The following is a 26,182-nucleotide window of genomic DNA, read 5'->3' on the forward strand; positions in this document are numbered from 1 at the left end:
ATTGGGCTAGAGAAATCTAGCAATCCCCCATTTCGTTTTATTGGATAAGCGACATATGACAGCTCGTTTAATGACATCGTCTAAACACATGCCATTGCGCACCGCTAAGGTCTCTGCGTTGACGTTAGCTATGTTTCTTATGCAATCAAATACTGCTCTAGCAGCACCTAACCCTCTGCTACACTTTATCGAGAACACTGCTAACGCCAGTTATATTGTTAATAATGGTACTAACCTTAATCTAAATAGTACTTCTAACCAAGTAAGTGTCCAGTCGTCTGCTTTTCCTAAGTATGGTATCAACTTAACCCAGCCTGCCACACAAACTGTGGAGACAGACACAACCGTCAGCTGGGTAAACGTACTTTCAAATATTAGCTACAGCGAACAGACCATCGATTTGACGCTAGTCATACCCAACAGTTTATCGAATATTAAAGTCTATCAAGACTTGAATAACAACGGTATTTTCGATAATGAAGATCAAGAAATCAAGTTGGATGAGAATCTAACCACCCAAATTACTTTAGGTCAAAGTGAAAGCATTGAGCTTACGCTACAAGCGCTATCTGACTCTAATGGTAATGACGGTGACACTGCTGATATCAAACTCGGTGCGGTAGTCGTCGAAGATAAATCAGTAATGGCAGCAGCCACTGATAGCCTAGTCATTGTTACCCCAAGTCTTGACTTTAACGCCTTTAACTTTGATGGCAGTAAAAGTACCTCGCAAATTGGTGAGGACGTTTATATCGAAGCCAGCTACGCGCAATGTAATGTTCAGCTAGATAAGCCTGACCAAGTATGGGTCACTATCAATGCACCAATAACGGCCGATACCTATTCACTAAAAGCGATAGAGACCGGCAATAATACTGGTAAATATCGTCTATCAGCCCCTACACAAAATAACGCTAACGCCATTAATGACAATATCATCCAGACCCTAGATGGCGATACTCTGACTGCCACTTTGGATGCTTGTGTTGTACCTTCTGTTGGACTGGATCAACAGCCTAACCCATCAGACCTAACCGCTATCGACCGTAATATTAATGCCACTATTGCCATTAACGATACCTCTCCTAGTCTACAAGTGACTAAAGAGAGTGATGTCAAAACAGCAGAGCTTGGTGACTATGTCAACTACAACATTAGTGTTAAGAACGATGGTAAATCCACTGCTTATGACGTACAACTAAAAGACGCCTTACCACGTGGTTTTGACTATGTCGATGGTAGTGTACGTGTTGGTAAAACTGCTGATACTAATATCAGTCAAACGCAAACTACTGAGTTTAAAGCTGATGGTAAATATCAGGTTTTAAATTTAGGTAACATGACGGTTGGCGAAACTAAGAACATCACTTATCGCGTATTAATCGGTGCCTCATCTTTAGGTGGTGACGGTATCAACCGTGCGACTGCCGTAGCTAATAATAAGCAAGGTCAAAGCTTAGTATCAAGAGAAGCACAGTGGAAAATCGAGGTTGAGCGCGGCGTGATGAATACAGATGGTATCATCGTCGGTAAGGTGTACCACGATATTAACCGTGATGGCATCCAACAAAAAGGTGATGGCGAGCTGGGTGTTGCAGGCGTACGTATTTATATGGAAAACGGTAACTTTATCGTTACCGATCCCGAAGGTAAATATAACTTTTATGGGGTTAGCGCCAAAACTCACGTATTAAAAGTTGATCGCACGACTATTCCTAACGCGACCGAAATGGTTATCCAAAGCAACCGTAACGCTGGCGATGCCGGTAGCCGTTTTGTTGACTTAAAGTATGGTGAGCTGCATCGTGCTGACTTCGCTATTGTCGGTGGTATGGGCGATAGCACTGAGCGCTTGAACGCAGAGCTGGTTGCTCGTAGCAAATCAGTGAGCGCTAAGAATGATTCCCTTGAGCAAGCCGTAAAAACGGAGCTGACCTTAGAGCCCGACTACAACCGCGACTACGATGATAATGTGGAAGCCAGCGGCTGCAACATCAATGGTGATTTAGACCTTGGTAGTAACTGCGACTCTGCTATCGTTAATGAGATGGTCAATCCAGCTGCCAACCGTGTCGAGATGGCTATAACCACAGTAGCACCCCCAGTAGAAAAAGAATTAGAAGAGTATCTAAAAGAAGTCGCTACTAATGACGTCGCTTTTATTAATCTAAGTGAAGGCCAGCAGCTCAGTACTTATAAGCAAATGGTACAAATACAAGCGCCACTGGGTAGCAATTTTACGCTATATGCCAACGGTACAGCCGTATCAGAAGAGAAAATCGGTAAAACTGCTGAGCAAGAAAAACAAAATGTAACTGCGTTTGATTATTATGCCGTTGATTTACAGCGCGGTAATAACACCCTACGCGGCGTCGCTACTGACGTGAATGGCAAAGTCATCTCTGAACAAACCATTAAAGTGACGACGCCTGATAGCTTGCAAGCTATTAATTATCGTACTCAAGAACAGCTAGTGCCTGCGGATGGCGTGAGCGAATATCAGATAGTTATTAGTCTAAAAGACCGTGACAACCGTCCCTATATTGGTACTACTTCGCTTACGCTTGATACCAATATTGGTCGCATTAGTACTGATGACGGCAGTAAAGATACAGCAGGCACTCAAGTGACTGTGAATGGTGGCGAGCTTTTAGTTTCGATTATCGCGCCAAGTGTACCGGGTAAAGGCGAGCTGGTAATTGACACTGGTAGTAGCAAGCAAGTGATTCCGTTACAGTTCACTGCTAAGCTACGTCCACTAATCGCAGTCGGTATCGTCGAAGGGGCTATCTCACTTAAAGACTTTGATGGCAGTAATATTACCGATGCTCAAGGTGCTTTTGAGCAAGAATTGAATGAGATTGCTGGCGGTGACGATTATTCAGCCACTGGTCGTGCGGCGATGTTCCTAAAAGGCAAAGTACGCGGTGATTATCTATTAACCCTTGCCTATGACAGTGACAAAAAAGGCGAACGCTTATTCCGTGATATCGATCCGGGTGAATACTATCCCGTTTATGGCGATTCATCGGCAAAAGGCTTCGACGCCCAGTCTACTAGCAAGCTCTACGTACGGGTAGATAAAGGTCGCTCATTCGCCATGTACGGTGATCTCAAGACTCAAATAGATAACGACGAAGGTATCGAGCTTGGCCAGTACAACCGTACGTTGACTGGTGCCAAAGCGCAATACGAAGACAACAACACCCGTATCACCACCTTTATCGCTGAGACCAGCTCATCACAACGCGTCAACGAAACTCGTGGGCTTGGCATTTCCGGTCCTTATCCACTGGCTAACGACTTCGATGCGGTACTAGAGAATTCCGAAACCATTGAGGTCATTACTCGCGATGCGAATAACCCTGGACTTATCGTACGCCGTGAGACGCTGACACGATTCGCTGATTATGAAATCGACCCTATCAGCCGCAGTTTATACCTAAAAGCGCCAATTGCCAGTCAAGATTTGGAAGGCAACCCTATTTATCTACGCGTTACCGTAGAAGTAGATGAAGGCGGCGAAAAATATTGGGTGGGCGGTATTGCAGCCAAGCAACAACTGACCACTAAAATCGCCATCGGTGGCAGCTATGTCAATAGTGATGACCCACTGAATAAAGAAGAGCTAGCCAGCGTTAACAGCGTTATTAAGTTCAACGATAAGCTAAAACTGGTGGCAGAATATGCCAAAAATAAAGCAGAAAATCCAAACTTTCAACCAAGTAACCAGATTAATGCTGAGCTGTTAGAAGGCCGCGATGCTGAAGGTGATGCGCTACGTATAGAATTGGATTACGACAATAAATTAAACACCCGTGCCAAAGCTTATTACAACGATGCTGAAGAAGGTTTTGTCACTGGTGCTTCTCCATTAACCGCTGGACGTACGGAATCAGGTGTAGAAGTCACTCACACTCTGAATGATAAAAAGACAGCGCTTAAACTTGAAGGCGTACGTACTGAAGATCATACGACAGAGGCCAGTCGCGAGGGTGTAGAAGCAAGTATTGAGCAGCGTCTCAGTCAGAATATCGTTGGTGAGATTGGTGTGCGCTATTACAAGCAGGATGCAACCGCAGCCTCACGTAATACCCAAGCGGCCACTGATGTGCTAGATATTACTGATGATACAATATTCAATGATGACATTATCAATCAATCAGCACTCAATGGCGTCAGTAACGCTGACAAAGATATCGAGGGAACGACTGCCCGCGCTCGTCTGACAGCGCGTTTGCCAAAACTAAATAACTCTTTGGTATTTGCCGAATATGAGCAAGATATTGACAATAGCGAGCGTAATGCAACCTCTATCGGTGGCGAAACACCACTAGGTAACTTAGGTCGCTTATATGCGCGTCATGACTTAATTAATAGCTTATCAGGTAGCTACGGTTTAGATGATACCGAAGAACGTCAGCGTACCGTCGTAGGCTTCGATGCCACTTATATGAAAGACGGTAAAGTCTACAGCGAATACCGTATGCGTGATGCGATCAGTGCCCGCGAAGCAGAAGCCGCTATCGGTCTAAAAAACAAATGGTATGTGCAAGAAGGTCTGACCTTAAGCACACTATTTGAGCGTGTCGAGTCTCTAGAAGGTGATGAAGACAGTACCGCAACTGCAGCGGGCGTCGGTGTTGAATACCTAGCCAAAGAAAACTACAAAGCTTCAGGGCGTCTAGAAAAACGCTGGGGCGACACCAGTGATACCCTACTCGGTAGCGCTGGCATTGCTTATCGTTACACCGATGACATTACTCTATTAGCAAAAGATATCTACTCGCAAGTGGATTATGACGATGGTCATCGCACTATCAATCGTTTCCAGCTTGGTGCCGCTTACCGTGATTATGATAGCAATCAGCTCGATATGCTTGCCAAGCTTGAGTACCGTTTAGATGATAACGCTACCGGTAACGATCCCTATCAAAAAGATGCGATTGTCTGGTCATGGAGCGGCAACTATCATCCGACGCGCCCATTAACGTTATCAGGTCGCTATGCGGGTAAATATACAGAATATGATGCTGACAATATCGTAAGCGATAACACGGCTCACGCGGTCTATGCACGCGGCTTATATGACATTAGCGAGCGTTGGGATATTGGTCTACAAGCAGGTACTTACTGGAATAAACAAGCGGATGACTTGGCTTATCTGGTTGGTGCAGAAGTTGGCTACAGCCCGATGACTAACCTGTGGTTATCACTCGGCTACAACTTTATGGGCTTTGAAGATGAAGACATCGCTTATGATGACAGCACGCAAGAAGGCGCTTATTTTAGACTACGCTTCAAATTTGATGAAGATTTATTCAAACGTGAAGATCCACGCAAAAATAAACGTTTAACCAGCGATTCTACGTTATAATTTAGCCAAATTATCATAGGCATGGCTTATGATAATTTGCTCGCCGATTTACAGTCCTTTATCGATTAAGGGCTTATAAAGTCAGTGCTAATAAAAACCAATATCCACACTCATTACCTTAACACAAGGTTCGCATTATGTTGTACTCTGCGATCAAAGCTGTAACCAATAAACAGCCTATCTATACTACGCTCGCAGCAGTCTTGCTCCTGACGACTGCTTCATCAGCGCTGGCAGTAGCCAAAGAGGCTCCAGCTATTACTCTACAAGCTTCTAACTATTGCCATGGTAATTTGCAGACACAACCCTCTGCTTATAAATACCAAAGTACGCAGCAACGAGCGCTGAGTTGCCTGTTGACGCAACTACAAGCTTATCAGCAAAAAGACATGACAGCGCAGCAGCAGTATCTAGCGTATAAAGCGCAAGCGTGGATTAACTATGCTATTCATCAAGACAGTATTAATAGCCGCTCACCGGCTGGTACATACGCAGCGCAGTCGGCAGAGACGATATTGCAAGCGCTAAAAAATGATACCGCACAAGACATAAGCCTATATCAGGATATCCCGTCTGAATCTGCTTTGATGCGTCCTGATCTTTGGGCAACTTTGAGTGCTTTAAAAGACAGCGACGGTATTGGTACTGCGCCACGTGAAATGGCATTTAGTGAAGTGGCTTTAATATGGGCAGCAACCAATCAGTGTGAGCGTGGCTCAAAAGAGTCAGGCAGTCACTTCCGCATGGCAGATCGCTGGCTAGAGCAAGCGCGTGAGGCCTATGTGAACGCCCATGATTCGCAAGCTAACGTCGCCTTAGAGAATCTGATCGTGCGTTATTACAAGCAATATGCCCCTTTGGATCCGAGTGAGGATGTTTGCCAAGGGCAAAAACTGTTTTCTATCGCTCAATAACCTAGCAATCGCAAAAATGAGCAAGGTGTTTTTGGCACCAAATGTCGCTCATCTTAGATATTTTCTGACAGCTACTTGTCAATATTTTCGTTATTATTGAACCTAGGCAAACAAAAGACCGTCACAAAAATAGAAATTAAAAAAGCCGACTCATAAATAGTCGGCTTTTTTGTATTAAAATTTCAGTTAACTTTTATAATATCATCCACGTTTAGCACAAAATAAATTAGCGGTTTTTACGTGGTAGCTTTTCTGGTAAATAACAGCGCAGATAAGCAATTGACGCAGTATTTGCTTCTTGCAGATACTTCTCTGTAATGCTCTCATGACGGCGGTAAGAAACCGTAAAGATAGCGTTGATAATACTATAAGTGACCAAAAGAACATCTTGGATATCTTCAAATTTTGGCACTTCATACCGTTCTGCTAAACGTTTATATACCAGTTCAACCACTTGATGATCCATATCTTCACCGAAACTATCACCTTCAAAATCAGGTGTATTCGTACCATAGATCAATTTTGCTTTGGTCTGATCTTCATGAAAGATATGCACACAGCGATCGATAAGTGCTGTTAAATATCCCTGCCATCTGTCGTAATCAACCGTTTCTACAGTTGTCAAAATCTCTAAAATCTCGATAGCATTCAAAAAGCGCAATGCTAAAAATATGGCTTCGATATTCGGAAAGAAATGATAAGCAGATGCTCTTGGAATGCCAGCTTCTTCGCAAACAGCAGCCAAGGTAATATCATTGATAGACTGCGTTTCACTCAGTTTTTTGGCACCCATCAATAGCTTTTGACGGCGCGCGCGACCTTGCTGACTGGTAAATTTAAATTTATTAGGTACCAGCTTCTTTGCCAGTTCCGAATCTACCAGTACATCTTCAATTTTGTCGTCTCTATTTTCACTCATTGTAAGTCTCTTAATGTTGTGCCCTATCTTTATAAATATGGTCTTCATTGGACAGTATTCATTCTAAATTTAAGAACGACTGTTTGTTAGTTGGTAATACGGGCTAATATTACCGCTCTATGCTCAATGAAGAGGCATCATAAACGCTTGTACACTATCAAGCAAGGGACGTGCATGGGTTAAAAAATAATGTATCGATTAACAGTATATTAGGGTTAATAATGAAGTTTTATTTTCGCCCTTATAATACCATGATCGATGACTCTATCGGCATAATCCCACTTTAAATGGTCATTAAAATAGTCAACTCGCTCAACCTGACCGATTGCAAACTTGCTATCAGGCAAAAATTCCTCTGAAACGAACAGCTGATCAATTACTTCTGGCATACCTTGATAAATGTGGGTATATGCCACGTCTTTCATCCAACCATAACGCGCTTGAATGCGAGCGGCGTCGAACAAGGCAACATCACGCATGCTTTTATCATAATTGACTTCGCCAGTCTCGGTCATTAGTTGCGTGGTCACACTACCGGTGACGTCGTTCATATCACCAAGTAAGATTAAGGGCTCACGAGTATGCTTCAAGCGTTCGATGATAAACATTCGAATAGATGCCGCTTCTGCTGCCCGCATACATAAGCTACGAAGCTTGGCACGAATGCGAATATTGGGGTCATCCATATCTTCTAACAAATTGCCGGCTTCATCTCGTAAGAAAAAAGCGCGCTTACTTTTAAGGTGAGCTGTAATAATAGTAATGGGCTGCCCGAATGCATCTACTCGCAATACCAAGGGTGGACGATTAAAACGCTCATAAGGACCAATATCAGGAATATCAATCACCGCCTTTGGCGCCACTTGCTCTAATAAAGTCGTCTCTAATTGCTCAAAGCGACTAATAATACCTACGGCAGGTGTATTTTGCGCCCCTCTACCTTGAGTATAAGCACTCGAACTGTCATTGCTTGCTAGCGGAATAACCACATGTTCGGGCTTAAATCCTAACGATACTGCCAATGCCTCTAGCGCCTCGCTGTCCCATACTTCTTGTACGGCAATAATGTCGGCATGGGCTTTTGCTAATAAGTCGCTGATGCCACGCAATTTACTTTCATACTCTTTATTACTGTACGGCTCAGCATTTTCATAATACATGCGATTAGGATTGGCAAAATTTAGCAAATTGGCAGTAGCGATATAAAATTGTTTATCGCTACCTTTATTGGCAGAGTAACTCATAAAACTCCTAGTGCTATTTGGATAGTATGCATTATTATGAATAAACAACGCAAGCTGTTCATAATAATAGACCGCCTCCACTAAATCTGTAGTGTTTCGTATTATTTTATCCTACTATTTCATAGCTAGAAAAACTGGGTTCATTGATAATGTAGAGAACGCTTGCTCTATTAACGCGCACTCTATCAAAGCCCTTGTACTAAATATTGGTTGATCATACTCGTTTATGAGCCAGTACAAAGGCGGCGCTGCCAATCATAGAAGCGATGACACACAATACTAACAGCTGCACGTATTTGTGCTCTGCGCCAAACACTGGCGCCATCACTGCAATATAGCCACCGTTTTCTAACATATAAATAATACCTGCCATGAGCGCTGATACAAAGCTGACTACAATGGCCCAAGGTTTGACTTCCCAACTTGACCAAATGCTAAAAAATACGACAGGTGCTAAAAACAGGGAAGCGGTACCACTAATAGCGACCGCATCGAATAGGTCTTTGCTGCCAGTTGCAATGAAGGCCAAGCCTGCCAGCAAAAACCCTAGCATAATCAGCCTGCCATTTTTTACAGTTGGTTTGACAAGTTTCATATCAATGGCTATCAATTTTGCGGCACTGGCGTAGGTAGAATCTAAGGTCGATATCGCTGAAATAATCAGCGCGAAGCTAAACAACATCATTACCGCTGGTGAAAATAGAGTGTTCAGCGTTTGCGTCACTTCAGTGACCCCTTCCGCGTTGTTCAGCTGTGCAAACACACCTAGCAAACCAAATAACAAGATGCAAGCCATCGAAATAGGCGCGGCATAGTAAAATGACTTTTTAGTAGTCGCCCTATCTGCTAAAAATCCTCGGTCAGTCATGACAGGATCATGAGCGGGATAGCTCCATATTTGGATAAATGCAACTATCATTAATATCCATCCCTTGTTGTCAGCGGAATTGGAGGAGCTAATGATGGCATTAAAAGAAAACAAGGGATGTGCAAACATGGCAACCGCTAAAACAATAATGGCGAAGATCGTAAATAGCGCTTGAGCCACATCTGTCTTCAGCGCAGTGTGTAGCCCACCAATTGAAGAATAAATTAAGGTAGCGACCGCTATAATCAGTATTAAATAATTCTCATTAAAGCCCACGAACAAGGTTGTGATAAACCCAAACACCAGTAAGTTGCTGAATACCTCGCTCACTAATCGAAAACCAATCACTGCATTATAAAGATGCTCACCAGTTGCCCCAAACTTGACTTGCATGAACGTCTGTATGTTATTAAAACCATGTTGGAATCGTAAGCTATCAACAATATGTGCGCCAGTGATAAAACTAAAATAGTACATCCCATAAGCCAAAGTACCAGCGATACCGTAGAAAAAACCTAAAACGGCCGCATTCATGAGCGACCGTGCAAATATCCAAGTAGTAACCTGAGACAATACCAATGTCCAAAGACTGGGTGGCTGACCTTGTAAAGACTTGCCTTGATAAAATCTGGCGATATCAGGGGCAAGTTCATACGTTTCAGAAGAAGAGTCAGTCATGGTCGCTCTATGGGTTATTGAGACATCGTTAAGATTACCACAACTATCAAAGGTGCAACATGTAAAAAAGCCTCTAGAGCATACTCTAGAGGCTTTTATATAACTGCAATTATCAAGGGTAAGAACTCGGCTATAAAAATACTGTATCGTTAATCAGTCATACTATCGATGATACTGACTAAGCTATCAATACAAATGATGGTACTGATTAAGATGCCGAAATTCTCTATTTCCCAATATTACGATACACGATTCCATGCATCACGTGATGCTCGACGTGCCTCATTCCACTCCATACGTGACTCACCTTTTACTTCATGCCATGAGTTTTCTAAGTCTGCTTCATGATCTTCAAAGCGAGCATCTGCAGGATAACGGGCACGGTTGGCGTAACCGACTGCGTAGGCAGGATGTAAATCACGGTCAAAATCATGGCCTTCTTTATAATAGTCTGCATTCGCATACTCTGCGCGCCAGTAAGCTTCTTCGCGCGTTGGGTCAATAGCTTCAGCGGCCGCATGACCTGCACCGCCACCGACGATAGCGCCAATAGCACCACCAATGAGTGTGCCGAGTGGTCCTGCCATCGTACCGATAGCCGCACCTGCTGCTGCGCCGCCTATGCCGCCTATGCCTGTACCTACTGGATGTGATCCTGGCTCACCAGTGATGATGTCAGCATTTAGGTCATGCTTAGTCTCTTTAGACATGTGCTTTACTTCACTACGATCAATACCGTCATGGTTACTCATAATATTTTCCTTAAATTATTTGTTATATATTAGATTTATGATTGAAAGTTAGCAGTGTTGCTCCATTCATCTAAAGTATAGAAACTTAAGGACAAAGACAGATAGGCAGATTATGTAAACTGTGTCCAAATCTCGATTGTCTTGCGTTACAGCCTGTATCTTTATGACGATTGTGTACACTGGCCTAGGCATTTCAGTAATTTTAAACAAACTTATTAATAAAACAGACTGAATGCAAGAATTGAATCGACGCTTTATTGCCGCTCTTTTTAGACCTTCATTAATGCTCTTTCAAGCGCTTGTTGCCATTTGTGCAGGTGTTGCTCGCGCTCGTCAGCAGACATGCTTGGCTCAAAAATGCGATCGACTTGCCAAGATGCTTTCATAGTGGCCGCATCGTATAACCCCGTTTTTAGACCAGCAAGCAGCGCAGCACCTTTGGCAGTAATTTCTGTATCTCTAGGACGCAGTACGGGGACGCCCAATAAGTCTGCCTGAAACTGCATGAGCAAATCATTATTGGCAGCGCCGCCATCGACCCTCAATTCGGTTAAAGGGTGCGGGCTGTCTTTTTGCATAGCGATTAAGACATCATAGGTTTGATAGGCGACCGCTTCTAACGCCGCTCGGGCGATATGCGCTTTGGTCGTGCCGCGACTCATACCTGTAATACTTGCACTGATGTCCGAGCGCCAATATGGTGCGCCAAGTCCCGTAAATGCAGGGAGCAATACCACGCCTTCGCTACTATCAACCTGCCGCGCTAAGTCTTCGACTTCACCGCTCTGTTGAATCATTCCCAGATTATCACGCAGCCACTGGACGATTGCCCCTGCCATAAATACGCTACCCTCTAGCGCGTAGGTGACTTCTTTTTTGGGCGGCTGTAGCATACGCTTGCCAGACTGCACGATTTGATCAAAGGATAAATTGTCTGGGCGCAGTGTTGCCGATTTGCGTTGCCACGCTATCGTCGTCAACAGCTGATGCTCGCTAAGTTTGGGCTGTTGACCGATATTCATCAGCATAAAACAGCCCGTCCCATAGGTATTTTTGGCCATACCAGCATCGAGGCAGCCTTGGCCAAAAAGTGCCGCTTGCTGATCGCCTAATACCGCCTGAATAGGAATCTGCTTGGCAAACAAGCCTTTTTTAGTCTTACCAAAATCCCCATCAGAGGGCAAAACTTTAGGTAAGATATTCATCGGAATAGCAAAGCGGGCGCACAGCTCCTCTGACCATTCCAGCTTATGAATATCGTATAACAGGGTGCGGGAAGCATTGGTAATATCGATGACATGCTCGCCGCCTGTCAATTTATAGATAAGCCAACTATCAATAGTGCCAACAGCTATCTCACCCTTGCTCGCACGCACGCTAAGCTTTGGATGGTTTTCCAGCAACCATGCGATTTTACTGGCGCTAAAATAAGCATCTAAACGTAACCCGGTGATACCTTGCACTCGATGTGCCATATCATCACCGTCATCCGTCTCATCGCTATGAACACCAGTACTCGCACTTTCAGCTGCAAGGGTTTTGCAATAGTTTGCGGTACGGCGATCTTGCCAAATAATCGCAGGCGCTAAGGGTTTGCCCGTTTTTTTGTCCCACATGACAATAGATTCACGCTGATTGGTGATGGCGATACTAGTCACATCGGTAGCGAGCAGCCCTGCTTGGTTAATGACGTCATGCGCACAGCTAATCTGAGTTTGCCAAATCTGCTGGGCATCTTGCTCCACAAAACCAGCTTTGGGTGTCTGTAATGTGGTTGGCTGTTGCGCCATTTTTATCGGTCGGGCATGATCGTCGTATAATATCGCGCGACTCGAAGTGGTGCCTTGATCTAAAGCCAAAATATATCCTGCCATCACTCATATCCTTTACTGGTCTTATTTATTCTATGGTTGATAGTTTATATCACTCTCATATTTTTATAGTCAGCGGTTTCTTTTTATTTTCAGCGGCTTCTATAACTAAATTAACGCGCTTAATTAAGCACCGATTCATCGGGTTAATAGTCAAAACATGGCGCTCATTATGATTCGTCAGCAATAAAATCGAAATATCAAAGTACAAAAAATCCCTGCAATATCAAGGCACTCACAGCTCAAAAACTCAGTATATGATGACGACAATGTTCTTGTTGGAAAATAAATAATAACGCTATGATAAAAGTCGAAATCATTTCTTTATCACATCAGCACTGATTATACAATAGACGACGGCAAGATACTGAGGCTTGACCCGTCACGGTTGTGGCTCTAAAGTGTGCTTCGTATTACGTACAACAATATTTCAGTTATTATTTATCCTCATCTTTTTTCTCGTATTTTATTCATGTTTTTTGCTTAAAATTTATTCGAGCGCTATTAATTTGCTGGCTGCCGGATAGTTTATAATAGCGTAACGACGCTATTGTGTGATCGATCAAAATGCTGAATATAGCGCGTTGTTTTAAAAAACTTTGCATTCTAATTAATGGCTTATGTGACTTATGAAATTTGCATTATCAACTCTGTCTACTGCTGTGATTACGGTTATGCTCATGGGGATGTCCGTCGCCACCTCAGTAAGCGCTAACGTGGATGACGTTGAGCCACAGAATGACGTGCCAGCAGTCACGGTAACCCAAATCGTTGACGCTGACAATCCATTGCAGACTGGCCATACGGCAGCCGTCCAGACCAATACCATCGCGCCAGCAGATAATAAATCTGTAGTCAATAACACTGCGACGACTATTCATAACCAAAGCATTGAGCTAAAAGGCATTGAGCAGAAAAGCAATTTAACCACACTGATAGATCCCATCACGCACAAAGCGGTTGATAATAGCTACCCTTTAGAAGTCTCTAGCTTTTTAAGTCTTGAGCAGGCGCAAAACATCTTATTACAAGTCTCGCCAAAGCTTGCGGCCAATGAAGCCGCTATTGCTGCCAGTCAATTTCAAACTGATGCCCTCAAGACCATAGACAACCCATTGGTGTTCGCCCGCGTATCGGCCAGTGCCTACCATGTAGAAGAAGACATTGACTTATCATCGCTCAAAAACGGCATCGTCAATGAGATCAATAATGGCGTCGATGACGTTATCCCCGCTCCGCCAACCACAGATTTGCCAAATTTTGGTGAATTGGTCGGTGAACGCCTCCCAAATTCTTATGATTTTAATCGTTCAGGCTCAACGACGGGCGCAGGTATTGGCGTTGTTTGGCCTATTTATACTGCTGGGCGGACAACAGCGTTAACAGGCGCGTCCGATGCCCGCACCCAAGAAGCGGTCGCAGATAGCCTACTCGATAAGAACGAGCTTTATAACACCTTGATTGAGCGCTATTTTAAGGCGCAGCTCGCCATCATTGCCGCCTACTTGCGTGAAGATGCTTATGATACCTTGCAGCAGACCGACCATATGGCGCAGCGCCTGTTTGAAGAAGGTTTTATCTCACGTGTGGATCGCCTAGAAGCGCAGTCTGCCTTAGCCGATGCCAAAAGCGAATCCGTCAATGCCAATAACGATGCTCGCCTTGCGATGATTGCTTTGCAGCGGTTATTGCGTACCGACTATCGTATCAAACCGACGACGCCTTTGTTTGTTTCCAGTCGCCCCCTACCTGATGTGAGCTACTTCCAAGACTTGGCACTTAGCAATCATCCGGGGTTACAAAAAGTCGCCGCCAAACGCGCACAGGCTCAGCAACTGCATGCGCTATCAGATACCGGTTACAAGCCGACCGTCATGCTATACGGCTACGGACAAGTCGAAAAAGATCCCAGTTGGGTCGCTGGTATTTCTGCCACTTGGAAGCTATGGGGCGGACTCGATAAAACAGCATCATTGGCATCAAGCAATGCACAAATACGCCAAGCAGATCTTTCTGAAATTGAAGTCAGTGACAATTTACTACTGCTGGTCGAAAAAAACTGGCACGATGTCAATAATGCCCAGTCACGTTATCAGGCATTACAGAGCAATGTTGACTTGGCAGCAGAAGTATTGCGCTTGCGTCAGTTAGGTCTTCAAGAAGGCGTAAATACAACGGTTGACGTGGTGCAAGCACAAACCCAGTCTCTCAAAGCACGAACTGAACAAGCTCAGGCAGCCAACAGTTATGTGCAAGCGCTTGCCGCCCTTATGCAAAGTTGCGGAACGCCACTGGCCTTTAACGCCTATCTTAATGCAGCAGATATTCAGTTACCTACCTTATATAGTGAATAATAATCTCGTGTGATGAGTAATAGAGCGTTTTGATAAGCGCTTATGCTGATGATGATTAAATGGCTAATGGCTATATTGTTACTGACCTTACGATACTACTAACCCTAGCTCTACTGTGAATAAGCGTTTTATGAAAAAACTGACTTTTAAAGTAACCCATTGGCTACCGCACTTGCTTCAAACATGGCGTATAGCAAACAATTCTAATGTTTGGGCACATTGCGCGAACGTAGGATTTTTTGGTTTTTTATCTATTTTTCCAGCAATGGCCGTGTTTGTACTGCTTTATGGTCTCGCTTTTTCACCTGTTGAGATGCAAGAGCAGATTTCACTTTTACGTCCGTTTATCCCTGAGTCTGTCTATGAGATTCTTAATTCACGCTTAAGCGAGCTGGCTTCGAACACCGCATCCAAACTGACTTTTGGTTTGATTGTATCGACGCTACTAGCCCTGTATGCAGGCTCCAAAGGCATAAAATCCTTAATTATCCTAGTTAATATTGCCTTTCATATCACTCAAGAGCGCAGCTTTATACAGGGCACCATTCGAGCACTTAGTTTAACCTTTGCTGCCGTTGTGGTCTTGATTATAGCCATCTCCTCTATCGCTATTATTCCTTTGGCGGCGGCTTATTTTCCTTTTCCGCAAATCGCTAAGACCATTGCGCTTTGGAGTAGATGGCCGATATTGGCTAGTATTATATTCTTAAGCTTCTTAAGCCTATATCGTTTTGCGCCAAACCGTGACGCCGTAGCGCTAAAAAATCTAGTGCCAGGCGCTGCCTTAGCTACCGTTCTCTGGATTCTATTGTCTGTGTTATTTTCGATTTATGTGCAAAACTTTAATAACTATAGCGCTGAATTTGGTGCACTTTCAGCAGCGGTAGTCATTATGCTGTGGCTTTATTACTCAGCATTTATTGTCGCTTTTGGTGCTATTTTTAATTTTGAAACCATAGAAAACGCCAAGCCTTATGCTATTCGAGTGTACTAGGTCAAAACGACTTTACCCTACCCTTTTCACTCTCAACTTTATTGCTTTAGGAATCTCACTGTCATGACTGAATTTCCAAACGAATCAGACGACTCACGCAAATCAACTGGTTCGACTGATGAGTCAACGCTGTCTCATAATGATCAGCCGTCAGTCGATTCTGCAGAAGACATACCTGACGTGGAACCAGAACAGGCAACGCCTACTTATCGTGATAATCCTAAATCTGACAAGTCGGCCATGATAAAAAAGGCGTTGCTTGCCTTATTCGTGCTGATTGCCTTAGGCGTTATCGCTTATGGTTTGTATAAAAGTAACCAAAGCAGCGAACCTGACATCATTACCCTACAAGGGCAAATGCAAATGCAGCAAACCTCCATCGCTGCAAAAGTACCAGGGCGTATCGCTCAGATTATGGTCACTGAAGGGGATGAGGTGACGGTTGGCCAGCAATTGATTGAGATGGATTCGCCTGAGATTAATGCAAAGATTAATCAGGCTGAGGCTGGTAAGCAGATGGCACAAAGTCAGCTGGACAAAGCCGAAAATGGCGCACGTCCGCAAGAGATTGCCCAAGCAAAGGCGGCGTGGCAAGCCAATAAAGCGGCCTCTGACTTGGCAGAAAATACCTATCAGCGTGTCAATCGCCTTTATGAAGAAGGTCTCATGGCAAGACAGAAGCGCGATGAAGCTTATGCCCAGTATCTTGCAACCCAAGATCAAACCGAGGCCGCACGTTTGCAGTACGACTTGGCAATGGAAGGTGCGCGCAGTGAAGACAAATCTGCCGCTAGCGCCCAAGTGGCGCAAGTCGATGCTCAGTTAGACGAGGCACTGGCTGCAAAAAAAGAAGCCAACTTAAAAAGCCCGATTGCTGGTATCGTGGATAACGTAATAGTCAGTGCCGGTGAAGTTATTGGTCAAGGTGTACCGCTATTAACGTTGGTCAATACCAACGATCAATGGGTGGTACTGAATGTCACTGAAACCTATTTGAACCAGTTTGCCATTGGTCAGCAATTTACCGGTACTATTCCCGCATTATCATCAGCGGACAAGCCTTACAGCAAACAGTTTACTGTCTATGCAACGTCTACATTGTCTGACTTTGCAACGTGGCGACCCACCAATAATGATGATGGCTTTGATGTACGTACCTTTGAGGTCAAGGCGCGACCGAGCAAACCTGATGCGCGGATTCGTTCGGGAATGAGTGTCATCGTCCGTATCAATCCAACCGCTGCCAATCAGAGCCAAGAGTAAGCCATGCGTAAAGCTCAGCTCAGGGATGCTTTTGTACGTAGTGCCGTGTACGAGCGGCGATTTTTAGCCAAAAATCCTTGGGATTTTGCCATGGTGATTTGGATACCCTTGGTCACGGTGCTGCTGATTTGGTGGATTTTTTCGCAAACGCAAATTACCAACTTGCCGATTGGGGTAATTGATCAAGACAATAGCCCGATTGCCAATACCGCTGTGCGCTACCTTGAGGCCAGTCCTGATATCACTGTCAGACAACTTTATCACTCGCCCGCCGCTGCTGAAGCGGCAATCCTGCAACGAGATATTTATGCAGTCGTGATTATCCCTGAGGATTTTTCGCGTAATATTTTGTCTAGCAAACCAGCACCGCTGATTTTACAAGTAAATGCCCAGTATGGTACACACTCGGGTATCATTCAAAAAAGCGTTCAGTCTGTCGCTGGTACCTTATCTGCTGGCGTTGAGATACAGCGGTTGGTTAAACAAGGCATGGCACCCTCGCAAGCGGCGATTGCTTACTCACCAATCAGTATTCAGCGCATCAGTTTGTTTAATGCGGCAACCGATTATCAGCAGTTCTTAGCCTCCACCGTGATTCCTGCGCTGCTTCATATTTTGGCGATGGTTATTGGCGCAACGACGATTGGACGCGAGTTGCGGGATAGACGCATCGGACGCTGGTACACTTTTATTGATACCGGTCGACCCGATTTGACGGCACTCGTAGACAGTGACACAGTCTCTACACTAGACCATAAGCAAAGCCGTAGCGATGCAACCAAACCATTAGCAGCGATCAAAAAAACTCAGCAAGTGAGTATTGCCGTCCTAGTATTTGGCTTATTAGGCAAATATTTTTGGCCGATGTTGGCTTACAGTATTTGGTCCGCATTGGCGCTATGGCTCGCCACGCCGCAACAAGCGGTCGCTCTCGCTTCAATTATTGTCACTTATATCGGTCTAGTATTACTGATGATGCTGTCATTTTGGCTGGGAGCCATATTTACCTTAGGCTCATTTTCGTTGCGCATGGGCTTGTCATCTACAGGCTTTATTTCGGCACCTTCTTACGCTTTTGCAGGCGTCACTTTTCCTTATATCGCCATTAGTGATAGCGCCCAGCACTGGTCAAATGCCCTACCGCTCACCCATTATTTAAAACTACATATCGCCCAATTACAGATGAACGCCCCTGTTGCCATATCGCTGCCAATCATTTACGGACTAACACTAGCGACCATTATTGCTATGGGTCTGACTGCTGTGTTAAGCAAACGCGCACTGGCACATCCTGAACGTTGGGGAGCACGCTAATGTCATCATTACCGAAAAACAAGCCACTAAAGACGCCTGCGCAATCAGCCACGTTGTCATCGTCACAGAGCTTCTTGGGCAGTTTTTTACAGACTCTCAAAGACATCTTTACCGATAAAGGCGTGGTTTTGATGTTGATTATCGCCCCTATTATTTATGGCTTCTTTTATCCATGGCCGTATTCCACTGAAGTAGTCAATCACGTACCCGTTGGTATTATCGATAAAGACAATAGCAACTTATCTCGGACAATTGTCCGTTATGCGAGTGCCAGCCCGCAATTAAATACCCAGCGCTTTGTCAATGAGCAAGATGCCATTGAGGCCATATGGTCGGATCAAATCGCCGGTTACATGGTTATACCCAGTGGCCTTGAACAGCAAGTGCTATCGGGTAAAGCGGCTAGCGTGAGCGTACTGGGTAATGGTGGTTATTTTATTTTAAATAAAAACGTACAGTTAGGATTTTTAAAAGCGGTCAGTACAGTATCCGCTGGCATTGAAGTGAAAAAAAACGTGGCAAAAGGCGCGTATTCGCCTACCGCTGCCAAAAACACCCAAGCCGTACCGCTACAGATTATTCCTTTATATAACCAAACCGAAGGTTATGGTGCTTACGTAGTGCCAGCGGTATCCATTATTATCTTGCAGCAGACGTTACTCATGGCCACTGCGATGCTGATCGGTACTTGGTATGAGCAGCGCCGCCACAGGACTACGATACGCGGCTGGCTTGGACGTATTGCTGCGCTCAGCACGCTAAGCTTTATCATCGGCTGCTTTTATTATGGCTGGGCGTTTGAGCTACATCATTATACACGCGGACAAAACATGGCTGGCAGTTTGTTATTCTTGCTATTATTTTGTCCGACCGTCGCGACACTTGGCTGCTTGCTCGGACTATGGTTCCGGCAACGTGAGCGCAGTTTGCAAATTTTAATCTTTAGCTCGCTACCGTTATTTTTTATCAGTGGCTATCCTTGGCCTGCCGACCAACTACCAGAAATACTGCAGTTTGTACGTTGGTTGATACCGACTACCCCCGCTATCAATACCTCTGTGCAGCTTAATCAAATGGGCGCGAGTATCGCTCAAGTCGCTATGAGCTTTTATGCGCTGGCAGGCTTGTGGGCATTTTACTTTGCATTACTGCTGCTATTTCGCTGGCGCACCTCACAAAAAATAAGTGCCTTATAGCTTTATACAGTCAAAATATCCTAAAAACACAACGGTATTGCTGATATCGATTTTTTGCAGCCTCTGTCTGCGCAGGCACAGCAAGCAAGAAAAATGGATATCAGCAGTGCATCATGTATCGATATTATCTGCACTATTTTCCTTGTTTGACTGCAACTTACCTCATTTTTATCACCATTTTTAAAATGAGGACACGCCATAACACATAAAAAAAGCGCCTACATTATAGTTAGGCGCTTTCTTACTTATGAACTCAGTTTTTATTACCGCTTAGAAAACGCGGTTAAGACCATTGAGTGCCGCGACGCGATAAGCCTCTGCCATCGTTGGATAGTTAAAGGTCGTATTAACGAAATACTCAAGAGTATTATTACATTTCATGACCGCCTGCCCAATATGGATAATCTCTGAGGCATGGTTGCCGTAGCAATGAATCCCCAATATCTCAAGGGTCTCACGGTGGAATAGTATCTTTAATACGCCTGTGCGCTCACCGATGATCTGAGCACGGGCTAGATGCTTAAAGAAAGCCTGTCCTACTTCATAAGGGACTTGCTCATCCGTTAGCTCCTGCTCGGTCTTACCGATACTAGAGATTTCTGGAATGGTATAAATACCAGTAGGGACGCTTGAGACTGGCTCTGCGTCACTATCACCAACCATAAAGGCTGCCGCACAGCGACCTTGGTCATAAGCGGCAGAAGCCAGAGATGGCCAGCCAATCACATCGCCAGCCGCATAGATATTTTCGATATCAGTACGGTAGGTATCATCCACTTTTAGCTGACCACGACTATTGGCTTCTAAGCCGATAGCTTCTAATTTTAAGCCTTCCGTATTCCCTGAGCGACCATTAGACCAAAGGATCGCATCAGACTTGATTTTCTTACCACTTTTTAAGTGCAAAATGACACAATCATTGTGAGTTTCAAGATGATCGATCTCTTCGTTGTTGCGAATCAGAACGCCAAATTGTCTAAAGTCATGCGCTAGCGCATCACTGATTTCACTGTCTAAGTAGCTGAGTAGCTTGCTCTGATTGTTGATCAAGTCGACTTTATAGCCCAGACCAGTAAAGATAGAGGCGTACTCACAGCCAATGACCCCAGCACCATAGATGATGATTTTTTTGACCACATAATCCATTTGCAGGATTTTATCTGAGTCAAAAACGCGTGGATGATTGAAGTCTAAAATCTCTGGCCGATAAGGACGGCTACCGACCGTAATAATGGCTTTATTAAAAGTAACGGTTTCAAAGACATTTTCGTCGAGTTCGACACGGATGGTATGCGCGTCGGTAAAGCTTGCCCAGCCATGAATCACTTCAATCTGATTGCGCTCATAAAAGCGGGTATGGGTACTGACTTGATTGCGTATCACTTTGCGGGCGTTGGCGAGCACCTTATTTAGCGGTACTTGATGATACTCCATCGCTTTGGTAAACATCGGATCACGGCGAAAGTTAATCAAGTTAAATACCGATTGGCGTAAGGCTTTACTCGGAATCGTGCCGACATGAGTAGAGTTGCCCCCGACTTGCTCACGTGGATCGATGACTACAACTTTTTTGCCTGATTTAGCAAGCTTCATGGCAGCCGCTTCACCAGCGGGACCTGCGCCCAATACCACCGCATCATATTCAAACTGATGCTTATCACCCTTGATACGCTCAGAGTCTTTGGTAAAGCCTGACTTTACATCAATACGGGTATCGTCTAGCGGATTGACTAAGTCAGGATGGTGCATGATGTCATCGTTGACTTGCTCATGCGTTTGTTCAATTTTTTCTTTTTTGTTTTGCCCTTCTGTGCGTTCAGGCGTCGGCGCTGTGCCGCTCTCTTTATTAGACACTTCAGTATGAATGTCTTCACCGATATCATTGGTAGCGTCGTTTGGTTTTTTGCTTCCCATCGTGTCCTCTTTATTTCTTTATTTATCTGTCTGTAGGCTATGAGTGAATCACTGCTTAGATGAGCCATGGTCATGCTGCTAAAGAGTGCCCACCATACGTTGTGATAGGATGTTTTGCAATGTCCAATGCCCTGTCAAGCTTTGCTTGCCTTCATCTATTTGTGGACGCACGCTAATCACATACTCAGTGCCAAGGCTTGGTTTAAAATCATCGATCCAATCATAAGGAATCTGAAACACGCTACCATCTTTGCTCGATTTAGCCAGCAGGCACTGCATCGGTAAGGCCGAAGCACATGCCACACGATTTGGCATCACGGTAAGCGTTTGCGCTTCACCTAACACGATAGTTGGAATATAACGTGGCTCAGGTACCGGCTCGCGTGCAAATGGTGACGTCTGACAAGCACTAAGCAAAGTAGCCGCGCTTAACAACAGGCTAGTAAGTAATAAAGGTGTCTTTCTAGACTTATAAGGTGAACTCATAATATTCTCTATATGATAAAGGCATGGTTTTAAGTGAAATGGTTTTAAATGAGACTGTCATATATAAAGTGGTACAAATTTTTTTGGTCAACGCTGACGTATGACCAGCCGCTAGCGTTAGCCAATACGGCGTTTAAGACCCGTCATCTGTAAGATACGCGTGGCAATCTCTTCCACCGACATCTCTGAGACATCTAGGCTCGGAATACCGTGAGTAATATAAATCCCTTGTATCGCCCGTTGCTCTTGCTGGCACTGCTGATAGCTTGAGTAACGACTACCAGCACGGCGCTCTTGACGAATTTTGACCAAACGATCGGTATCAATAAGCAGACCGAACAATTTGTCTTTGTGCTCACGCAATGCTTTTGGCAATTGGTTGTCGTACAAGTCATCTTCGGTCAACGGATAATTGGCCGCACGGATACCGAATTGTAAGGCTAAGTATAATGACGTTGGGGTTTTACCCGAGCGTGACACGCCCACCAAAATGATGTCAGCAGCATTATAATGACGCGTACGTGCGCCATCATCATTATCCAAGGCAAAATGAACCGCGTCGATACGTTCTTTATAAGTCTCAGAGTCGACATCATCGTGTGCATGACCTGAATGTCCGTCTGGCTCTACCCCAGTCTCTTCAGCGACACGCCCAATCAAACCCTCATACATGTCTAGATTACAGCTGGTTGCTGAGTTAATTTTTTCGCGAATTTCAGGGCTGACAATGGTATCGAACACCAAAGGCAGCACACCATCGCGCTGATAAGCCATGTTGATTTGCTCAACGGCATCTTCAGCCCGCTCTAAGCTATCAACATAGGGCAGCACGCGGGTCTCAAAAGGCACTGAAGCAAACTGACTTAAAATAGCGCGTCCAAGGGTCTCAGCCGTAATAGCCGTACCATCAGAGATAAAAAACGCACTTCTTATGGTTTGTGAATTGTCTAAGTTTAACGCATCATGATTTTGAATCGTGGGCTTATCTTGTTCGGATAGATTGCTTGAGTACATAACTTTAACACCTCTTTAACACCTCGGTTAAAACCCTAATAGTGGCCTAGAGTTAGCTTGTCGCTTTTTGCTCGTCTTTTAATCAATATTACTATTTTAATTATTTGTTAGGTTATTTATGCAAGTCATTGCACGCTTCATTATACGCATAATAGCGGCTCAATAGAAATCAATGTTGTCGGCAAACAGTGACACACCCGCGCCTTTACGGTCTGTATTGCGCTGCATGATTTTATTCATCGACTATATAAAACCTAACTTTATATTTTATGGATTGTGTTTTATATTTTATGGATTGTGTTTTATATTCTATAGATTGTGTCTTATATATAGGTATGAAAAATATAAGTATGAAAACGGTAAAAGCGATTTTGGCCAGCATTTACTCATTTTTAGACATTTAAATAACCATAATGACACCCTGCTATGCCAGTAATATTAAAATTTTAGAGGGATCTCAAAAGTAAAATACTCAGGCGGCTGCCATAAATTATGTAGCAATCCCGACAATTTGTATCTTTTTGACGAATTTTTTGGTTCAAGGTCTCGAAATTCTTTAAATATAGGGGTATAATCGACCGTTATAATCTTTACTAAATAACCTTATTTTCTGGAGTTATCATGGCAGCGCAATCTACAGCACTTGTAATCAATCTTGATCAGCTAGGAAAAGACGACATTGAGATGGTCGGTGGCAAGAATGCCTCGCTTGGCGAGATGATCAGCCATTTATCTGATTTGGGTGTCAGCGTTCCAGGCGGCTTTGCCACCACATCAAATGCGTTCAATCGCTTTTTGACAGAAACAGGCTTACTTGACAAAATCAATAGCGAGCTAAAAACATTAGATGTGAATGATGTGAATAAGCTGGCTGCTACGGGTAAAAAAATCCGTACGTGGATTATTGAGCAAGAGCTGCCAAGCGATCTAGAGCAAGAAGTGCGTCAGTCATTCGAAACCATGAGTGGCGGCGAAGACATCGCCGTTGCTGTACGTTCTTCTGCGACTGCCGAAGATTTGCCAGATGCCTCATTTGCCGGTCAGCAAGAGACTTTTTTAAACATTCGCGGCATTGATAACGTCCTAATCGCGATTAAAGAAGTTTTTGCGTCTCTTTATAACGACCGTGCTATCTCTTATCGCGTGCACAAAGGCTTTGAGCATGAAGGCGTTGCGCTATCTGCTGCTGTACAACGCATGGTACGTTCAGAAACTGGCGCCGCTGGTGTGATGTTCACCCTAGATACCGAGAGTGGCTTTGATCAAGTCGTCTTTATCACTTCAAGCTATGGCCTAGGTGAAATGGTCGTACAGGGTGCGGTGAACCCAGATGAATTCTATATCTCTAAGAAATTGCTAGCCAATGGCAAGCCTTCGGTTATTCGCCGTAACCTAGGCAGCAAACATAAGAAAATGATCTATGGTGACGAAGGCAGCACGACTAAATCTGTCAAAACCGTCGATGTCGAAAAACAAGATCGTATGCAGTTCTCATTATCTACCGAAGAGCTGACCTCACTTGCCAAGCAAGCAATGACCATTGAAAAGCATTACGGTCAAGCGATGGATATCGAATGGGCCAAAGATGGCGATACCAATGAAATCTTTATCGTTCAAGCCCGTCCAGAAACCGTAAAAAGCCGCCAAGACAGCAATGTCATGGAACGCTATATCATCAATACAACTGATGCAAAAATCTTGTGTGAAGGCCGCTCAATTGGTCAACGCATTGGTGCGGGCAAAGTACGTATCGTTAGCAACTTAAATGAGATGGACAAAGTCCAAGATGGCGATGTCTTAGTTTCAGATATGACTGATCCTGATTGGGAACCAGTCATGAAGCGTGCCTCTGCCATCATCACCAACCGTGGTGGTCGTACTTGTCACGCCGCTATTATTGCGCGTGAGCTTGGTGTTCCAGCTATCGTTGGTTGTGGTAATGCCACTGAACTGTTGGTTGATGGTCAAGACGTCACCGTTTCTTGTGCTGAGGGTGACACCGGCTTTATCTACGAGAGTCAGATTGATTTTGAAATACAGACCAACTCTGTTGAATCTATGCCAGAGCTTGCCTTTAAGATTATGATGAACGTTGGTAACCCAGATCGCGCCTTCTCTTTCACCCAAATGCCGAACGAAGGTATTGGTCTTGCACGTCTAGAATTCATCATCAACCGTATGATTGGTGTGCATCCAAAAGCCTTGCTAAATATGAACAGCTTGCCACGTGAAATATCACAAGCAATCAATGAGCGTATCGCAGGTTATGCCTCACCAGTTGATTTCTATGTTGATAAATTGGTCGAAGGCATCTCAACGCTAGCTGTAGCATTTATGGATCAGCCCGTTATCGTTCGTATGTCAGATTTTAAGTCAAACGAATACGCTAACTTGTTGGGTGGTAAGTTATACGAGCCATCAGAAGAAAACCCAATGCTTGGTTTCCGTGGTGCTAGCCGCTACGTCTCTGACAACTTCCGCGATTGCTTTGAGCTTGAGTGTAAAGCCCTTAAGCGCGTACGTGACGAGATGGGTCTGACCCACGTCGAGATTATGATTCCATTCGTGCGTACCGTTGATGAAGCCGCTCAAGTGATTGAGTTGCTCGAGAAAAATGGTCTGAAACGTGGTGAAAACGGTCTACGCATTATCATGATGTGTGAGCTACCAACCAACGCGCTATTGGCAGAAGAGTTCTTAGAACACTTCGATGGTTTCTCAATCGGCTCAAACGATTTGACCCAGTTAACGCTTGGTCTTGACCGTGACTCAGGTATCGTCTCGCATCTATTTGATGAGCGTGACCCTGCTGTTAAGAAACTACTGTCTATGGCGATTGATGCTTGCCGCAAAGCTGATAAGTATATCGGTATCTGCGGTCAAGGCCCATCAGACCATCCAGATCTTGCGTTCTGGCTCATGGAGCAAGGTATCAGCTCAGTGTCATTGAACCCTGATTCAGTATTAGATACGTGGTTCTTCTTAGCTGGTGAAGAAGCAAAGTAAGCCGTAACTTAAGTCACA

General features: G+C 44.4%; 16 protein-coding genes. 8 read left to right on the plus strand and 8 right to left on the minus strand.

Annotated elements, in window-relative coordinates; genetic code table 11:
• The first annotated feature begins 55 nt into the window (after positions 1-55).
• Complete coding sequence (locus AAEY79_RS08310; protein WP_352288014.1) at positions 56-5,377, plus strand: hypothetical protein; 5,322 nt, start codon at positions 56-58, stop codon at positions 5,375-5,377.
• A 137-nt stretch (positions 5,378-5,514) separates the two neighbouring features.
• The gene (locus AAEY79_RS08315) at positions 5,515-6,291 is read left to right on the plus strand and encodes a hypothetical protein (protein WP_201575799.1); all 777 of its coding nucleotides are present in this window, start codon (positions 5,515-5,517) and stop codon (positions 6,289-6,291) included.
• 226 nt (positions 6,292-6,517) lie between these two features.
• On the opposite strand, the gene AAEY79_RS08320 is transcribed toward AAEY79_RS08315, so the two are convergent.
• From AAEY79_RS08320 to glpK, 5 genes are all read right to left on the minus strand, one after another.
• Entirely contained in the window at positions 6,518-7,210 is a 693-nt protein-coding gene (locus AAEY79_RS08320) for a TetR/AcrR family transcriptional regulator (RefSeq protein WP_025651779.1), read from the minus strand.
• A 215-nt stretch (positions 7,211-7,425) separates the two neighbouring features.
• Entirely contained in the window at positions 7,426-8,454 is a 1,029-nt protein-coding gene (locus tag AAEY79_RS08325; protein WP_025651778.1) for an endonuclease/exonuclease/phosphatase family protein, read from the minus strand.
• 214 nt (positions 8,455-8,668) lie between these two features.
• A complete protein-coding gene (locus AAEY79_RS08330; protein ID WP_350588146.1) occupies positions 8,669-10,000 on the minus strand; it encodes a hypothetical protein in 1,332 nt (443 codons plus the stop codon).
• A gap of 239 nt (positions 10,001-10,239) precedes the next feature.
• The gene (locus tag AAEY79_RS08335) at positions 10,240-10,752 is read right to left on the minus strand and encodes a hypothetical protein (RefSeq protein WP_025651776.1); all 513 of its coding nucleotides are present in this window, start codon (positions 10,750-10,752) and stop codon (positions 10,240-10,242) included.
• Positions 10,753-11,021: 269 nt separating this feature from the next.
• Complete coding sequence (gene glpK, locus AAEY79_RS08340; protein WP_350588145.1) at positions 11,022-12,626, minus strand: glycerol kinase GlpK; 1,605 nt, start codon at positions 12,624-12,626, stop codon at positions 11,022-11,024.
• A gap of 626 nt (positions 12,627-13,252) precedes the next feature.
• Here glpK and AAEY79_RS08345 point away from each other — a divergent pair.
• The 5 genes from AAEY79_RS08345 to AAEY79_RS08365 all read left to right on the plus strand — a co-directional run bounded on the left by AAEY79_RS08345 (position 13,253) and on the right by AAEY79_RS08365 (position 19,744).
• Complete coding sequence (locus tag AAEY79_RS08345; protein ID WP_025653354.1) at positions 13,253-14,977, plus strand: TolC family protein; 1,725 nt, start codon at positions 13,253-13,255, stop codon at positions 14,975-14,977.
• A 130-nt stretch (positions 14,978-15,107) separates the two neighbouring features.
• Positions 15,108-15,971, plus strand: a complete 864-nt coding sequence (locus AAEY79_RS08350) for a YihY/virulence factor BrkB family protein (protein WP_025653353.1) — start codon at positions 15,108-15,110, stop codon at positions 15,969-15,971.
• Between the two features lie 63 nt (positions 15,972-16,034).
• Positions 16,035-17,234, plus strand: a complete 1,200-nt coding sequence (locus tag AAEY79_RS08355) for an HlyD family secretion protein (protein WP_025653352.1) — start codon at positions 16,035-16,037, stop codon at positions 17,232-17,234.
• A 3-nt stretch (positions 17,235-17,237) separates the two neighbouring features.
• Complete coding sequence (locus tag AAEY79_RS08360; RefSeq protein WP_025653351.1) at positions 17,238-18,548, plus strand: ABC transporter permease; 1,311 nt, start codon at positions 17,238-17,240, stop codon at positions 18,546-18,548.
• Complete coding sequence (locus AAEY79_RS08365) at positions 18,548-19,744, plus strand: ABC transporter permease (protein ID WP_201606648.1); 1,197 nt, start codon at positions 18,548-18,550, stop codon at positions 19,742-19,744. The genes AAEY79_RS08360 and AAEY79_RS08365 overlap by 1 nt, the downstream gene beginning before the upstream one ends.
• Positions 19,745-20,014: 270 nt before the next feature.
• Here the strand turns inward: AAEY79_RS08365 and sthA are convergent, their stop codons facing one another.
• The 3 genes from sthA to AAEY79_RS08380 all read right to left on the minus strand — a co-directional run bounded on the left by sthA (position 20,015) and on the right by AAEY79_RS08380 (position 23,158).
• A complete protein-coding gene (sthA, locus tag AAEY79_RS08370; RefSeq protein ID WP_227674794.1) occupies positions 20,015-21,658 on the minus strand; it encodes a Si-specific NAD(P)(+) transhydrogenase in 1,644 nt (547 codons plus the stop codon).
• Positions 21,659-21,736: 78 nt separating this feature from the next.
• Positions 21,737-22,144, minus strand: coding sequence for a DUF4377 domain-containing protein (locus tag AAEY79_RS08375; protein WP_101210957.1), 408 nt, complete (start codon positions 22,142-22,144; stop codon positions 21,737-21,739).
• 117 nt (positions 22,145-22,261) lie between these two features.
• On the minus strand, positions 22,262-23,158 hold the full coding sequence (locus AAEY79_RS08380; RefSeq protein ID WP_025653347.1) for a pyruvate, water dikinase regulatory protein: 897 nt from the start codon (positions 23,156-23,158) through the stop codon (positions 22,262-22,264).
• A gap of 621 nt (positions 23,159-23,779) precedes the next feature.
• On the opposite strand from AAEY79_RS08380, the gene ppsA reads away from it, so the two are divergent.
• A complete protein-coding gene (gene ppsA, locus AAEY79_RS08385; RefSeq protein WP_025653345.1) occupies positions 23,780-26,164 on the plus strand; it encodes a phosphoenolpyruvate synthase in 2,385 nt (794 codons plus the stop codon).
• The last annotated feature ends 18 nt before the right edge of the window (positions 26,165-26,182 follow it).

This window comes from Psychrobacter sp. GW64-MNA-CIBAN-0177, assembly GCF_040309585.1.
GTDB lineage: Bacteria > Pseudomonadota > Gammaproteobacteria > Pseudomonadales > Moraxellaceae > Psychrobacter > Psychrobacter okhotskensis.